The organism is Caulobacter sp. ErkDOM-C, assembly GCF_048541825.1.
GTDB lineage: Bacteria > Pseudomonadota > Alphaproteobacteria > Caulobacterales > Caulobacteraceae > Caulobacter.
Window position 1 is genome coordinate 260,704 of record NZ_CP183332.1, and the last position, 14,403, is coordinate 275,106.

General features: G+C 66.4%; 15 protein-coding genes. 3 read left to right on the forward strand and 12 right to left on the reverse strand.

Going from position 1 to position 14,403, the window contains the following annotated elements:
• Nucleotides 1-84: 84 nt before the first annotated feature.
• From ACN2C8_RS01215 to obgE, 9 genes are all read right to left on the reverse strand, one after another.
• Nucleotides 85-309, reverse strand: a complete 225-nt coding sequence (locus ACN2C8_RS01215) for a DUF4170 domain-containing protein (RefSeq protein ID WP_419253988.1) — start codon at nt 307-309, stop codon at nt 85-87.
• A gap of 30 nt (nt 310-339) precedes the next feature.
• Nucleotides 340-1,119, reverse strand: coding sequence for a 3'(2'),5'-bisphosphate nucleotidase CysQ (locus ACN2C8_RS01220; protein ID WP_419253989.1), 780 nt, complete (start codon nt 1,117-1,119; stop codon nt 340-342).
• Entirely contained in the window at nt 1,116-2,447 is a 1,332-nt protein-coding gene (locus ACN2C8_RS01225) for a TldD/PmbA family protein (protein WP_419253990.1), read from the reverse strand. The genes ACN2C8_RS01220 and ACN2C8_RS01225 overlap by 4 nt, the downstream gene beginning before the upstream one ends.
• 54 nt (nt 2,448-2,501) lie before the next feature.
• Nucleotides 2,502-2,903, reverse strand: coding sequence for an MAPEG family protein (locus tag ACN2C8_RS01230; RefSeq protein WP_419253991.1), 402 nt, complete (start codon nt 2,901-2,903; stop codon nt 2,502-2,504).
• Nucleotides 2,904-2,987: 84 nt separating this feature from the next.
• Nucleotides 2,988-4,817: a M14 family metallopeptidase gene (locus ACN2C8_RS01235; RefSeq protein WP_419253992.1), complete on the reverse strand. Its 1,830-nt coding sequence runs from the start codon at nt 4,815-4,817 to the stop codon at nt 2,988-2,990.
• Nucleotides 4,818-4,840: 23 nt separating this feature from the next.
• The gene (locus ACN2C8_RS01240; protein WP_419253993.1) at nt 4,841-6,373 is read right to left on the reverse strand and encodes a UbiD family decarboxylase; all 1,533 of its coding nucleotides are present in this window, start codon (nt 6,371-6,373) and stop codon (nt 4,841-4,843) included.
• A gap of 46 nt (nt 6,374-6,419) precedes the next feature.
• Nucleotides 6,420-7,442, reverse strand: coding sequence for a cupin-like domain-containing protein (locus tag ACN2C8_RS01245; RefSeq protein WP_419253994.1), 1,023 nt, complete (start codon nt 7,440-7,442; stop codon nt 6,420-6,422).
• Between the two features lie 3 nt (nt 7,443-7,445).
• Entirely contained in the window at nt 7,446-8,582 is a 1,137-nt protein-coding gene (proB, locus tag ACN2C8_RS01250) for a glutamate 5-kinase (protein WP_419253995.1), read from the reverse strand.
• Entirely contained in the window at nt 8,579-9,643 is a 1,065-nt protein-coding gene (obgE, locus tag ACN2C8_RS01255; protein WP_419253996.1) for a GTPase ObgE, read from the reverse strand. The genes proB and obgE overlap by 4 nt, the downstream gene beginning before the upstream one ends.
• Nucleotides 9,644-9,816: 173 nt before the next feature.
• Between obgE and ACN2C8_RS01260 the strand changes: the two genes are divergently transcribed.
• Nucleotides 9,817-10,776 carry a hypothetical protein gene (locus ACN2C8_RS01260; protein WP_419253997.1) on the forward strand — a complete coding sequence of 320 codons (960 nt, stop codon included), beginning with the start codon at nt 9,817-9,819 and terminating at the stop codon, nt 10,774-10,776.
• Nucleotides 10,777-10,884: 108 nt separating this feature from the next.
• Here ACN2C8_RS01260 and ACN2C8_RS01265 read toward each other — a convergent pair whose 3' ends face one another.
• From ACN2C8_RS01265 to rplU, 3 genes are all read right to left on the reverse strand, one after another.
• A complete protein-coding gene (locus ACN2C8_RS01265) occupies nt 10,885-11,418 on the reverse strand; it encodes a GNAT family N-acetyltransferase (protein ID WP_419253998.1) in 534 nt (177 codons plus the stop codon).
• A gap of 192 nt (nt 11,419-11,610) precedes the next feature.
• Nucleotides 11,611-11,880, reverse strand: coding sequence for a 50S ribosomal protein L27 (gene rpmA / locus ACN2C8_RS01270; RefSeq protein WP_419253999.1), 270 nt, complete (start codon nt 11,878-11,880; stop codon nt 11,611-11,613).
• A 32-nt stretch (nt 11,881-11,912) separates the two neighbouring features.
• Nucleotides 11,913-12,425, reverse strand: coding sequence for a 50S ribosomal protein L21 (gene rplU / locus ACN2C8_RS01275; RefSeq protein ID WP_419254000.1), 513 nt, complete (start codon nt 12,423-12,425; stop codon nt 11,913-11,915).
• A gap of 198 nt (nt 12,426-12,623) precedes the next feature.
• Here rplU and ACN2C8_RS01280 point away from each other — a divergent pair, with 198 nt between their 5' ends.
• The gene (locus ACN2C8_RS01280; RefSeq protein WP_419254001.1) at nt 12,624-13,253 is read left to right on the forward strand and encodes a hypothetical protein; all 630 of its coding nucleotides are present in this window, start codon (nt 12,624-12,626) and stop codon (nt 13,251-13,253) included.
• A gap of 43 nt (nt 13,254-13,296) precedes the next feature.
• Entirely contained in the window at nt 13,297-14,394 is a 1,098-nt protein-coding gene (locus ACN2C8_RS01285; protein WP_419254002.1) for a CobW family GTP-binding protein, read from the forward strand.
• Nucleotides 14,395-14,403: the final 9 nt, after the last annotated feature.

Below are 14,403 nucleotides of genomic sequence, written 5' to 3' on the forward strand. Positions count from 1 at the left end.
TGGGGGAAGACCGCAACGCGTGTGCCGTCTATTCCCCCTCCGTCGGCTTTGCCGACACCTCCCCCAGAGGGGGAGGATCTGAAATCAACCCAGGCTCGGATCCATCAGCTTGTGGGCGTGGATGATGAAATAGCGCGCGTGGGCATTGTCGACCGTGGCCTGGGCCTTGGCCTTCCAGGCCTTGTGGGCGTCGCTATAGGTGGCATAGGCCCCGACAAACTCGACCTGGGAGAGATCGCGGAACTCGATGTCGGAGACATCCTTCAGTTCACCGCCGATGACGAGATGGAGAAGCTGCTTGTCGGGCATGATGGGGCACGTTCCTGCGAGGAATTGTCGTTAGGGAAGGTCGATATGCCCGACACGGTTAAGGATCAATGGCGCAAGCGCCGCATTGGCGCAAACCAGGCTCGGAACCAGCGGAATAGGGCGATTATAGCTGAAACCCTGACCTTTGTGGTCCGTCAGCCAGGCACCGGTCTCAGCCCGGATCAGGTCGGCGGCGGCCACATCCCACTCGCTCTTGGGTGACAGAGCGATGGCGGCGTCGAACGCGCCGGCGGCCACCAGGCAGATGCGGTAGGCGATCGAGTTGCGGGCCTCGATGCGCATCGGCGGCCAGGGCGTGCGCCAGCCCGGATAGGCGAACATCTTGGCGTCGCCCAGCATGGCCGCGCCGTCGAGGGTGGCCGTCAGGCTGGGGGTGATCGGCGCGCCGTTCAAGGTGGCCCCGCCGCCGGCCATGGCGGCATAGGTCTCGCTCAGGGCCGGGGCATGGACCACGCCCGCGACCGGCTTGCCATTCTCGACCACGGCGATCGAGACGGCGAACCAAGGCTTGTCCTTCATGAAGGCGGCGGTGCCGTCGATCGGATCGACCACAAACTGGCGCGTCGTGGTCAGGCGGGCCGGGTCGTCGATCGTTTCCTCCGACAGCCAGCCATAGTCGGGCCGGGCGGCGCGCAGGCGATCCTTCAGCAGGGTATCGACCGCCAGGTCGGCGTCGGTGACCGGCGAGCCACCTTCCTTGGACCAGATCTTCAGACCACCGGCCCGGGCCTTGAGGGCCAGTTCGCCCGCTTCGCGCGCAGCGTCGAGGATCAGGTCCAGATCGGTCATTTGCCGGCGATCGCCAGCCCGTCGACCAGGATGGATGGCGCGTTGTTGGCGCCGCGCATCTCCAGGTCCGAGCCGGGGATCAGACGGGCATAGATGTCGATCAGGTTGCCGGCCACGGTGATCTCGGTGACGGGACCGGTGATCTCGCCGTTCTCGAACCACAGGCCCGAACAGCCCACGGACCAGTCGCCGGTATTGCCGTTCAGGGAGGGGCCAAACATCGAGGTGACCAGCAGGCCCGTTCCGGCGTCGGCCATCAGGCCTGCCTGGTCGCGCGTGCCGGTCGAAAGGGTCAGGTTGCTGGTCGAGACGCCGGATGGTCCCGCTAGGCCGCGCGAGGCGTGGCCGGTGGTTTCCAGGCCCAGCTGCCGGGCGCTGCTGGTATTGAGCAGCCAGGTGGTCAGCATGCCGTCGTCGATCAGGGCGCGGCGCACGGTGGGCACGCCCTCGTCGTCAAAGGGCGCGGAGCCCAGGCCGCGCACGCGGTGCGGATCCTCAACCAGGCTGACGCCTCTGGCAAACACCTGCTGGTTCAGCCTGTCCTTCAGGAACGAGGAACCGCGGGCGATCGACGGGCCCGAGATGGCGCCCAGCAACGGGCCGATCAGCGACATGGCCAGGCGATTCTCGAAGATCACCGGGGCGGTGGTCGAGGCGATTTTCCGGGCGTTGAGGCGGGCCACGGCAGAGCGCCCGGCCTCGTGACCAATATCGCCCGCGCCGGGCAGGTCAGCGAAGTGACGGGCTGAACGGCCTTCGCCGCCACGCTCCATGCCCGCGCCCTCGCCGGCGATGGCCGAGCAGGACAGCGAGTGGCCGGTGGCGGCGTGGCTACCGGAGAAGCCGTCGCTGGTGACCAGCCGCCAGGAGGCCGAGCTCCAGCTGGCAGAGCCGCCATCGGAATTGGTCACGCCGTCGACCGAGCGCGCGGCGTCCTCGGCCAGGCGGGCCTGGCCCTCCAGCGCCTCGGCGGTGGGCTCATAGACGTCGATCAGGTCGAGGTCGGGGAATGGCCCCCTGGCCAGGCGCTCGCGCGGGGCCAGGCTGGCATAGGGGTCTTCGGGGGCCAGGCGGGCCATGGCCACGGCGCGTTCGATCAGCTTGGCGCGGGCCTCGCTGGAGATGTCCGAACCGGAAACCGTGGCGCTGCGATTGCCGACGAAGACGCGCAGGCCCAGATCCCGGGCCTCCTCGCGCTCGACTTCTTCCAGCTCGCCAAGGCGAACGCTGACGGAAAGGGATTGCCGTTGGGCAAAGACAGCCTCGGCCGTATCGGCGCCGGCCTTGAGCGCGGCCGAGACCATGTCGTTCAGCAGATTATCGTCCATGGGGTCTTATGGACGAGGGCGACGGCCCCGGGCAAGCGCGGCGCGCTTGCCGCATCAGGCGATGGCGTAGAACATCAGCGCCACGCCCATGAAGATATAGGCGATCCAGGTCGCCACCATGCCAATGGCGCGCGGGATCGAGGCGCCGCCGCTGTTGGACAGGCCCACGGCGTGAACCAGACGGCCGGAGAACAGCACGAAGCCCGCCACGTGGATCGCCAGCGGCGGGGCCTCGACCACGGCCAGCACGACGATCGCCATCAGGGCGGTGGGGATATATTCGCTGGCATTGCCAAAGGCGCGGATCGCGCGGGCCAGTTCGGGAATGCCCTCGTCGCCCAGGGCCACCTTGTGCTTCTGGCGCAGGCGCACAACCAGCAGCGAAAGGGTCAGCATAAGGAAGACATGCAGCCCCACCCAGAGGGCGGCGGCGTGACCCGAAGTGATCGTATCCATCAGAGAACCTTGCAATATCAAACACGCCGGGCGCGCGAGGCGGCATAAAAGCCCTCTCGCGCGCCGGCATGCAAGCGATCTGCTCTAGTGGGCGAGTTCCCGGGCGATCGGATAGAGCAGGTGGCGGTCGTCATAGAAGGGCGTGCGGCGATAGAACCAGCCAAGGCGCGCCTCCGGATCGGCGGCGAATTTCGGCTCGGCGACCAGCTTGGCCTCGAACTCGGCCTTCAGCGCGGGGTCGGCCGCCAGCATCTTTTCGGCCAGGGGCGCGATGGCGTAGCCCTCGATATACTCGACGCGGCTCAGCACCTCGGGAAGCATGCCCCAGGCAAAGAAGCTCTCGCTGGACTGCGGCTCCAGCAGCAGCACGGCCAGATCGCCCAGCGGCTGGTCGGTCGGCACGCGCACCGAACCCACCGGGAACGTCCAGTCGCGCGTCTCGGCCTTGACCTGGCTGACGCTGATCTGGACGTGGCCTTCATTGGCGCGGGTCGCCAGCTTGGGGTCGGTCAGGCGCAGCATTTCGACCGACAGGGTCTTGGACGCGCTCAAGGGCTCCACCTTAAGCCCGTGCAGTTTCAGCCGTTCGATCAGGTCCTTGCGATAGCTGGGCACCCAGTAGGCGACCGGGCGCTTCAGGGTCAGGGTCGGGCGTGAGCCGTAGAAGGGCAGGGACCAGACCTGCGGATCGGGCTGGCCCAGCCAGCGGATCTCGGTGCGGCCGGAAGCCGGGCTCTCATAGGTTTCGTACAGGATGCCCTTGAAGGCGCGGGTGGCGCTGGGCTTGTCCTCGGCGACGAAGTTGGCCGGGATTTCGGCCGGGCGCAGGGCGCGGTCCTGATTGATGGCGGCGCGCAGGCTGTCGCCCTTCTGCGCCAGCAGCTTCATCGCCGTTTCCAGGAACACATAGGTTCCCAGCACCCGTTGGGCGTGGGGCTTGAGGCTGTGGTTCTCGATCAGGATGGTCGGGATATGGGCCGCCGAGCCCCAGCCGTTCGAATACCGCTCGCCCAGACCGCCGTCCGACAGGCCGGCCTTGGGGCCGTGCTCGTCGATGCCGAACACCAGCTCGCCGGGAATATGGCCCTGGGCTTCCAGGCCGTCGTTGATCGTCGGCTTGAACGTCGCGTCCAGCCATTTGGCGATGGCCGGCGAGCGCGACCAGACGCCGTTCTCGCCATTGTAGCCGTAGGTGACGTCGTACTGGTAATCCATACCGTCGGTGACGTGGATGTCGACATAGAGGTCGGGCCAGTAGCGGGCCTGCAGGGTCTTGAGCGCCTGCATCTCCGGCTGGTCCAGCTTCATGAAGTCGCGATTGAGGTTCTGGTTGGTCGCCGTGTTGCGCCAGCCCTGGATGCGCGGCCCGCGCTGGTTGGGGCGGCTGTAGGCGCCGGAACGCTCATGGCCGTCGACGCTGAGGATCGGGATCAGGATCAGGTTGACCTTGTCGAGCAGACCGTCCTTGCCGTTGAAAGCGATGTCGCGCAGCAGCATCATGCCCGCGTCCTTGCCGTCGATCTCGCCCGGATGGATGCCGGCCTGGGCCAGCAGCAGGGGCTTTTTCGGATCAAGCTTCGCGCCATCTTTGGAAGCGATCACCGCATAGATCGGCCGCCCCTCCGGTGAGACGCCGAACTCCTCGATGCGGATCAGGCTTGAGGCCTTGTCCAGCCTGTCGAACCATTTGCGGGTGTCGACATAGTTGGGGCTGAAGTCATGCGCGGGATCGGCCTCGAACGCCGTCACCCACGGATCGGATGCGTCGCGGATCAGCGCCTGGCTCGCGCCCTGCCACTGAGGCGCGGGCGGCAGGAAGGCTTGGTCCCAGGGGGCTTTTGCGGAAGGGGTCTGGGCCATCGCCGTACTCGTCATCAAAAGCGCGGCCAGGGCCGCCAGGGTTAGGTGCCGCATTCTCAACGCCCCATGCCGTCAGATCACGTCTTCCAGATCGGCTTGCCGTCACCCGGCAGGCCCAGCCGGCCCCACATGTCGCTGACCTTGTCGACCACGGCCTGATCCATGCGGATCTCCTGGCCCCATTCGCGGTGGGTCTCGGGCGGCAGCTTGTCGGTGGCGTCCAGGCCGATCTTCGATCCCAGGCCGCTCTCGGGACTGGCGAAGTCGAGATAGTCGATCGGGGTGTGCTCGATCAGCGTGATGTCCCGCGCTGGGTCCATCTTGGTGCTGATCGCCCACATGACGTCCTTCCAGTCGCGGGCATTGATGTCGTGGTCCACGACGATCACCCACTTGGTGTACATGAACTGGCGCAGATAGCTCCAGACGCCCAGCATCACCCGCTTGGCGTGGCCCGGATAGGCCTTCTTCATCGAGACCACGGCGATGCGATAGCTGCAGCCCTCGGGCGGCAGCCAGAAGTCGACGATCTCGGGGAACTGCTGGCGCAGCAGCGGGATGAACACCTCGTTGAGCGCCTCGCCCAGCACCGAGGGCTCATCCGGTGGCCGGCCGGTGAAGGTGGTCAGGTAGATCGGGTCCTTGCGCATGGTGATCGCTGTCACCTGGAAGATCGGGAACTTCTCGACGCTGTTGTAGTAGCCGGTGTGGTCGCCATAGGGGCCTTCGTCGGCATATTCATCGAGCAGGACGTGGCCTTCCAGCACGATCTCGGCGTGGGCGGGCACCATCAGCGGTACGGTCTTGGCGGCGACCAGATCGACCTTGGCCCCGCGTAGCAGACCGGCGAACTGGTACTCGCTCAGGGTGTCGGGCACCGGCGTCACGGCGGCCAGGATGGTGCCGGGATCGGCGCCCAGCACGGCGCAGGCGGGCAGGGGCTCGCGCTTGCCGGCCTGCTTGTGCCGCGCATAGTGCTGGGCCCCGCCGCGATGGGCCAGCCAGCGCATGATGCAGCGGTCCTTGCCGATCACCTGCATGCGATAGATGCCCAGGTTGAAGTCGTCCTCGCGGTCCTTGCCCGGACCCTTGGTGACGATCAGCGGCCAGGTAATCAGCGGCGCGGGCTCGCCGGGCCAGCAGGTCTGGACGGGCAGTTTCGACAGGTCGATATCGTCGCCGGTCAGGACGATTTCCTGCACGGGCGCCTTTTTCACCGTACCGGGACGCATGGCCATCACCGTCTTGGCCAGGGGCAGCATGTCGATGACGTCTTTCAGGCCCTTGGGGGGCTGGGGCTGGCGCAGAAAGGCCAGAAGCTCGCCCACTTCGCGCAGTTCGCCAGCGGTGGTGCGCGGCTCGCCGCCTAGGGTCACGCCCATGGCCACCCGCTTGACCGTGCCGAACAGATTGGCCAGGGCCGGCATCGGCGAGCGCGTGCCGTCGGGCATCAGCACATGCTCGAACAGCACCGCCGGGCCGCCCGTGGCCAGCAGGCGGGTCTGGATCTCGGTCATTTCCAGAACGGTGGAGACCGGCTCGGTGACCCTGACCAGTTCGCCCTTGGCCTCGAGGACGTCAATGAATTCGCGCAGGGACCGATAGGCCATGAGGTGCTCCTTGGAGGCCGGAACCTAGTGGTTTTTTCAGGCTTGGCTACGCCTTGCCCAGGGCCTGCAGCAGGATTCCGCGGATGCGGGTCAGATGCTCGGGGGTCATCTCGCCCAGCGAGCCGCGCCGGTCCGGCGGCAGGTGGGCGACCGGGTCGCCGTCGGTCTTGAAGACGAAGTGATCAAAGACGTCGCGCCAGATCGCCCGCTCGCTGGCTGACATCTCGCGGATCGAGGCCATGGCGTGCAGCAGGGCCTCCAGGGGCCGGCCCAGAACCGCGCGCGGCTCGGCCCACCAGTAGTTGATCAGTACGGTGAAGGGGTCGAGCGACTCGACATTGTGGAACCAGAAATAGGGGATGTAGATCGCATCCCCGGGCTCCAGTTCGGCGACCTGGGCGGTGGTCCAGGCCTCGGCGAAGCGCGGATAGCGGTCAAGATCGGGGGCGGCAATGTCCACCATGCTGACCGGCGGGCCGGCCGGGGTGAACTCCAGCGGTCCCAGATAGAGGTTCCTCAGCTGGTCGGGCGGGAACAGGGTGAAGCGCCGCCGGCCCGCCACCGCGCAGGCGATATTGTAGTTCATGTCGAAATGGGTCGCGGTGATGATCGCATTGCCGATCCAGATCCGCGGACCCACCGCCTCCTCGAGCAGGGGCTGGGGATTGGCAGAGCTAAAGCCGGGCAGAGCGCTGGCGGTCGGGGTGGACTGTACGGCCAGGGCCGGTGGCTCGGCGGCGTCGCGGAACGACAGTAGGGCCCCCAGGGCCTCGCGCAGGGGCACGGTGCGGCGACGGAAGTTCAGGCCGTCCAGACTGTCGGTATAGAAGAACCGTCCGCCGATCTCGGGCCCGCCGTGCAGAATTGTGACTGGCCCGCCGGCGTCCAGACCCAGCAGGTATTCGGCCATGGCCTGATCGGAGACCTGACCTGCCGCCACGGCGGGCCAGTCGGCGACCAGGCCTTTTAGAACGGCAGGCTGGCCGGCCGGCACGATCTGGTCGCGGAAGATTTCGCGGCTGACGCCCCGCCATTCGGCCGTTCGGAACGGAGCGGGACCCAGGGGCATCGGCTAGTCCGCGACCGCCAGGTCGTCGGCATGGATCATCGGACCTTCGGTAAAGCCCAGTTCGGCCTCGATGGCGTCAGAGCGCAGCCCGGCGATGCGGTGGGCGTCGGCGCTGTCATAGCGGATCAGGCCCCGGGCCACCTCGCGGCCGGTCTCGTCGCGCACCCGAACGGCGTCGCCCTTGTCGAAGGGGCCTTCCACGGCTCGGACCCCGGCGGCCAGCAGGCTCTTGCCCTTGACCAGGGCGGCGGCGGCGCCGGCGTCGACCGAAACCCAGCCCTGCGGGGCCAGGCTGCCGGCGATCCAGGCCTTGTAGGCGGCGGCGGGGCTGGCCCCGGCCTCGATCAGGGTGGCCTTGGCGCCGTCCTCGATCGCCTTCAGTGGATGGGGGCGCGAGCCCAGGGTGATCAGGGTGGCGCAACCGGCGGCGCGGGCGATGCGCGCAGCGGCGATCTTGGTGGCCATGCCGCCGGTGCCGACACCCGAGGCGGCATTGGCGCCCCCGGCCATGGCCTCGATCTGCGGCGTGATCTCGGAAATCGTCGCCAGATGGGTCGCGCCGGGATCGCGGCGGGGATCGGCGGTGTAGAGTCCGTCGATGTCAGACAGCAGCACCAGCAGGTCCGCGCCGGCCAACTGGGCGACGCGGGCGGCCAGGCGGTCGTTGTCGCCGTAGCGGATTTCCTCGGTCACGACGGTGTCGTTCTCGTTGACCACCGGCACGACGCCCAGGCCCAGCAGGGTCTCGACCGTGGCGCGGGCGTTCAGCCAGCGACGGCGGGTCTCGGTATCGTCGCGGGTCATCAGGATCTGGGCGACGCCGACGCCGTGCGGCTCGAAGGCTTCTTCCCAGGCCCGCATCAGCAGCGACTGACCGGCGGCGGCGGCGGCCTGCTTCTCGGGCAGGGTCAGCGATTTGCGGCCGGTCAGGCCCAGGCGGCGGCGGCCAAGGGCCACAGCCCCGGACGAGACCACCACCACCTGCTGACCCCGGGCGCGCAAGCGCGCAGCGTCGTCGCAGAAGGCCTTCAGCCAGGCATGGTTGGCCGCGCCGGTTTCGGCATCGACCAGCAGGGCCGAGCCGACCTTGAAGACGATGCGCTTTGCCGACGCCAGTGGCCCGGCGGCAGCCTGACTCACGGCTTCCAGCCCCCGGGGGTCTCCGGGATGTGGTCTTCTTCCTCGTCGATTTCCTCGACCTCGTCGCCGCGACGGACGCGGACCTCGCGATAGGCAGCGCGGAGCATGTCCTTGACGCCCTTGCCGGAGACGCCGGAGACGAGGCGCGGCGTGACGCCGGCCACAGCCTCAAGCTCGGCGAGTTTCTCGGCGATCGTGTCTTCGTCGAGGGCGTCAATCTTGTTGAGGGCCAGGATCTCGGACTTGTCGCCCAACTCGTCGCCATAGGCTTCAAGCTCACCCCGGATGGTGGTCCAGGCGCCGGCGACGTCGTCCTGGGTGGCGTCGACCAGATGGATCAGCACCGCCGAACGTTCGACGTGGCCCAGGAAGCGGGTGCCCAGGCCGGCGCCTTCCGAGGCGCCTTCGATTAGGCCGGGAATGTCAGCCAGCACGAACCGCTCGCTGGTCGACAGATCGACCACGCCCAGGTTCGGCGTCAGGGTAGTGAAGGGGTAGTCGGCGATCTTGGGCTTGGCGGCGGTGGCGGCGGCCAGGAAGGTCGATTTGCCGGCATTGGGCAGGCCCACCAGACCGACGTCCGCGATCAGCTTCAGGCGCAGCCAGACCCAACGTTCCTCGCCTTCCTGGCCGGGATTGGCGTATTTCGGGGCCTGATTGACCGGGCCCTTGAAGTGCAGGTTGCCCCATCCGCCGTTGCCCCCCTGGCACAGGCGCACCATCATGCCGGCCGTGTCGAGGTCGGCGATCAGGGTTTCCTTGTCCTCTTCCAGCACCTGGGTGCCGACGGGGACCTTCAGGGTGATGTCGCTGCCCGCCGCGCCATGACGCCCGCGGCCCATGCCGTGAATCCCGGTCTCGGCCTTGAAGTGCTGCTGGTAGCGGAAGTCGATCAGGGTGTTGAGCCCGTCCACGGCCTCAATCCAGATGTCACCGCCCCGGCCGCCGTCGCCACCGTCGGGGCCGCCGTATTCAATGAACTTCTCGCGTCGGAACGAGACCGCGCCGCCGCCACCGTTGCCGGAGCGGATAAAGATCTTGCACTGGTCCAGAAATTTCATCTGCGTCTTTTGTCGCAAGGCGCCTGCCGCGTCGAGCCGAAATGGCGTCGCAAGCTCCAAGCTGTTGATCAGAACACTGTTCGGTCCTGTGACGAAATGTTAAAACACGTTGTGCGACAAAGGGTCATGCAATGAAACCACCGTTTTTGGCGCGGTGGACTGGGAGGCTGGCGTTGACCACGACACAGGGCTTTGGAGAGGAACTTGCGAAGGACCTGCGGGACCTGACGCTCCAGACGCTTTGCAAGAAGTACGCTGGTGAGGCCTCGATCCATCGCAACATTCTGATGAGCCGCGGCACGGGCGTGACCGGCACCTGGCGTGACTTCCGCGCTTTTCTCACCGATATCGGCGAGCGGCCAAGCGCCGATCATCTTCTGGTCCTGATCAACCGGCATGAGCGCACCTACGGCCCCGGCCGCGCGCGCTGGATGACCGCCGAGGAACAGGCGGTTCACGAGGTCGAGTTCGACCGGGAGCGCGCAGAAAAGCAGCGCGAAGAGCAGCTGCTGATGCATCACGCCGCCGCGATGAAGCGTGCCAAGGACCCCAAGGCGGCCTCGTTTGGCCAGTGGACGCCCATGCAGGGCCAGCAGGTCACCTATGGCGATGTCGCCAAGAAGCTGAACATTCCGATCATGGCCCTGTCCAAGACCATGGCCGATGGCCGCTCGGCCGATGAACTGATCAAGCGCGCCTCTTCGGCGGTCGAACTGATCAATCAGGACGCCACGTGGTTGCCGCCGGACCCCAAGCGCAAGGCCGGCTTCTTCGAAGCCTTCCGGATCTGGCACATGCAGGTCCAGCCGCAGTTCAGCCGCGCCGCGACCCCGACCTTTCTGTTCCTCTACATCGCCCTGCCGGTGATGAAGCAGTGCCGGGACGAGCTGATGGGTCTGGATCTCTGGAACCCGCTGGGCCAGAGGGCGATGAGCGCGCGCGACGGCCACGCTGCTTGGAAGAAGTACTGCGAGTTCATGCCCCGGGCGCAGGTGGCGCTGATGGAAATCCCCATCTACGCCACCTATTCGCTGCTGTCGGACCTGGACGCCCTTTGCGAGCGCATCGTCACCGCCGAAAAGCGGTTCCGCGAAGGCGCGCAGAAGGTTATCGCGACCCACCGCGCGGCCTGAGGCACTAGAGCGTTATTCGGCGAAGTGGACACCGGTTCGCCGCCGAAATAACGCGTCAAAACAAGAATCTAGAGCAAACGACATGATTCAATCATGGCGACGTTTGCTCTAGGCCAGCCACACCATCATCCGCGTCGCCGCCGGTTCACCGCGCGCGACCGACGGCTTCATCTCGACGACGCCCGTATAGAGAAAGCCCGCCTTGATCAGCACCTGGCCCGAGGCCGGGTTGTCGGCGAAGTGGCCGGCGACCACCAGCTTCTTGCGCCAGTCCTGTCTGGCCCAGTTCAGCGCGCCCTGACAGGCCTCCGTCGCCAGGCCCCGACCCCAAAAGGGTTTGCCGATCCAGTAGCCGATTTCCAGATGGCCGTTCGGCGGGGTGAACAGGCCCAGCACGCCGATGACGCCCTCGTCTTCCAGCTCGATGGCGAAGGTGTTGTCGCTGCGGCGATCCTGCGCCTGGCAGCGGCCGACGAAATCTTCCGCGTCCGTCCGGCCATAGGGCCAGGGCATGCGCGTGGTCATGCGAGAAATCTCCCGATCGCCGCCCAGGGCCGCCAGGCGCTGGACGTCGGAGATCGCGGGCGCGCGCAGGGTGGTCCGCCGCGTCTCGATCATGGGACTGCTATCGATGACGCACATTGTACGCCTCCCCCGTTTCTCGGCCCCTCTTTGCTCGGGGACCGTGACGCCGCCATGGCGTTTCGGTGCTTCATGGCGTCGCAGGCAAAACAAAAGCGGGGAGCCCGGCGTTTCCCGGACTCCCCGCTTAGGTTCGTCTGTCCGGGTCGACTTCTCGGCTGAGAAGCACGACCCGAAAAAGTCGAGTGCGTACTACTCGGCGGGTTGCGCCTTGGGCGCTACCGTCACGTAGGTGCGGTCATGCTTCTTGGTCACGAACTTCACCGCGCCTTCGACCAGTGCGAAGAGGGTGTGGTCCTTGCCGATGCCGACGCCGGCGCCGGGCCAGAACTTCGTGCCGCGCTGACGGATGATGATGTTGCCAGCGAGAACCTTCTCGCCGCCGAACTTCTTCACGCCAAGGCGGCGGCCGTCGGAGTCGCGACCGTTGCTGGACGAGCCGCCTGATTTCTTGTGAGCCATCTTGCTCTCCTAATCTCTAGAGGCGCAGCCGCTTAGGCTTCGCCGTCTTCCGGGGCGGCTGCGGCCTTCTTAGGCGCGGCCTTCTTTTTCGGGGCGGCTTCAGCGACCGGAGCGGCCGACTTGGCGACCGGGATCGTGAAGGGGACGGCAGCGTCGCCGAGGCCACGAGCGCGGGCGTTCAGGATAACCTTGGGGGTCAGGTCGATGACGCCGTCCCACTTGGTTTCCGAGCCAGCACCCGACACCGAGGTCACGCGCACGACCGTTTCGGTCTGGCGGTGGCCGCGTGTGCGGCGATAACCCTGACGGCGGATCTTCTTGAAGATCTTTACCTTCTCACCCTTGCGGGTTTCGATCAGGGTTCCGGAGACGACAGCGCCGTCCACCGTAGGGGCGCCGACCGTCACGGCCTCGCCTTCGCCAAGCATCAGGACTTCGCCGAAAGCGACTTCCGAGCCCGGTTCACCGTCGAGCTTTTCGACAACCAGCAGATCGCCGGCTTGGACCCGGTACTGCTTGCCGCCGGTTTTGATCACCGCGTACATAGGTTAGCGCCTTAAGAAACGTGCGTTCGCAAAATAGGGAACGCCCGCAAGGAAACCCGGCGGGCGAGGGGGCGGACTTATACAGCCGGTCGATCATGAGTCAACGGTCTGCGACAGATTCCCGACCATGAAACCCTGACGGTCCACAGGATGGATTCGGGCTGGAACGTTACAATATAACAGTATATAGCCGTCAGCGTGAATTCGACCTTCTTCGCCTCTATCGCCGCCACCGGTTTCGTCGTGGCTTTTCTGCATGCGGCCCTGCCAACCCATTGGCTGCCGTTCGTGCTGGTTGGCCGTGCTCAGAAGTGGTCCACGGGCCGTACGCTGGGCGTAACTCTGCTGGCCGGCCTTGGCCATGTCGGCCTGACCATCCTGCTGGGCCTGGCCCTGGTGGTCGCGGGCCTGGCCCTGCAGCCCAGCCTTGGCCACGTCTTTCACTGGATCGTCGGCGGGCTGATGGTGGCGGTCGGTATCTTCTATGTCGTCCGCGGGCGTCACAACCACGCCCTGCCCGAGGCCAGCCGTCGCGTCTACGGCTCTGACAGGGCCGCAATCGCCGCTTTGGTCACCCTGCTGACCCTTTCGCCCTGCGAGGCCTTCCTGCCCTACTACCTGGCCGGCATGGAGCATGGCTGGCAGGCCTTTCTGCTGCTCAGCCTTGTGCTGATGGCGGCCACGGCCTCGGGCATGCTGATCTTTACCAGCCTCAGCCTGGCCGGCTTCAAGCGGCTAGGTCTGCAATGGGTCGAGCGCTACGAGGAAACCATCCTCGGCGCGGCCCTGATTCTGGTCGGTCTGGCTGTGGCGTTCTTCAAGACCTGACAGCAGACTTCCGCCAGGGCGCTTGACCCCCTAAATAGCGGCCATGACCCAGACTCCCGCTCCAACCGGCAAGATCCCCGTCACTGTGCTGACCGGCTATCTCGGCGCCGGCAAGACCACCCTGCTCAACCGCATCCTGACCGAGGCGCACGGGAAGCGCTATGCCGTGATCGTCAACGAGTTTGGCGAGGTCGGCATCGACAACGATCTGGTGGTCGGGGCGGATGAAGAAATCTTCGAGATGAACAACGGCTGCGTCTGCTGCACGGTGCGCGGCGACCTGATCCGGGTTCTGTCGGGCCTGATGAAACGGAAAGGCGGCTTCGACGCCATCATCGTCGAGACCACCGGCCTGGCCGATCCTGGCCCGGTGGCCCAGACCTTCTTCGTCGACGAGGACGTCAAGGCCCGCACGCAGCTGGATTCGGTCACCGCCGTTGTCGACGCCAAGCACATCATGCTGCGGCTGGGCGACAGCCGCGAAGCCGTCGAGCAGATCGCCTTCGCCGACCAGATCGTGCTGAACAAGACCGACCTGGTCTCGGAAGACGACCTGCGCCATGTCGAGGCCAGGATCCGCCGCATCAATCCGCTGGCCCCGATCCACCGCGCCCAGCGCTCTAACGTCCCGCTGGACGCCATCCTGGGCAAGCACAGCTTCGACCTGGAGCGGATCACCGAGCTGGAGCCCCAGTTTCTGAACCCCGCGCACGGCGAGGCCGGTCACGTGCATGACGAACACTGCGATCATGATCACGGGCACGTTCACGATGAGCATTGCGGCCACGATCATCACCACGGCCACGACCACCATGATGGTCACGCCCCCAGCGCCATCCACGACGATGGCGTCAAGGGGATCTCCCTGACCCTGGACAAGCCCGTGGACGGCCAGAAGATCACGGCCTGGCTCAACGACCTGCTGGCCCGTCGTGGTCCCGACATCCTGCGCGCCAAGGGCATCATCGACGTCCAGGGCGAGGAGCGCCGCCTGGTCTTCCAGGCCGTGCACATGATCCTGGAAGGCGACTTCCAGCGTCCCTGGACCGACAAGGACAAGCGCTACAGCCGCATGGTCTTCATCGGTCGCGACCTGGACGAGGCCGAGCTGAAGGCCGGCTTCGAGGCGACCGCCGCCTAACTGGCCCGA

Bases quoted from the DNA above. Each gene is read 5' to 3' on its own strand.
- ACN2C8_RS01285 (WP_419254002.1), top strand. From the start codon at position 13,297: ATGACCCAGACTCCCGCTCCAACCGGCAAGATCCCCGTCACTGTGCTG.
- ACN2C8_RS01265 (WP_419253998.1), bottom strand. From the start codon at position 11,418: ATGTGCGTCATCGATAGCAGTCCCATGATCGAGACGCGGCGGACCACC.
- ACN2C8_RS01220 (WP_419253989.1), bottom strand. From the start codon at position 1,119: ATGACCGATCTGGACCTGATCCTCGACGCTGCGCGCGAAGCGGGCGAA.
- ACN2C8_RS01225 (WP_419253990.1), bottom strand. From the start codon at position 2,447: ATGGACGATAATCTGCTGAACGACATGGTCTCGGCCGCGCTCAAGGCC.
- ACN2C8_RS01235 (WP_419253992.1), bottom strand. From the start codon at position 4,817: ATGCGGCACCTAACCCTGGCGGCCCTGGCCGCGCTTTTGATGACGAGT.
- ACN2C8_RS01240 (WP_419253993.1), bottom strand. From the start codon at position 6,373: ATGGCCTATCGGTCCCTGCGCGAATTCATTGACGTCCTCGAGGCCAAG.
- ACN2C8_RS01215 (WP_419253988.1), bottom strand. From the start codon at position 309: ATGCCCGACAAGCAGCTTCTCCATCTCGTCATCGGCGGTGAACTGAAG.
- ACN2C8_RS01245 (WP_419253994.1), bottom strand. From the start codon at position 7,442: ATGCCCCTGGGTCCCGCTCCGTTCCGAACGGCCGAATGGCGGGGCGTC.
- ACN2C8_RS01230 (WP_419253991.1), bottom strand. From the start codon at position 2,903: ATGGATACGATCACTTCGGGTCACGCCGCCGCCCTCTGGGTGGGGCTG.
- rpmA (WP_419253999.1), bottom strand. From the start codon at position 11,880: ATGGCTCACAAGAAATCAGGCGGCTCGTCCAGCAACGGTCGCGACTCC.
- obgE (WP_419253996.1), bottom strand. From the start codon at position 9,643: ATGAAATTTCTGGACCAGTGCAAGATCTTTATCCGCTCCGGCAACGGT.
- rplU (WP_419254000.1), bottom strand. From the start codon at position 12,425: ATGTACGCGGTGATCAAAACCGGCGGCAAGCAGTACCGGGTCCAAGCC.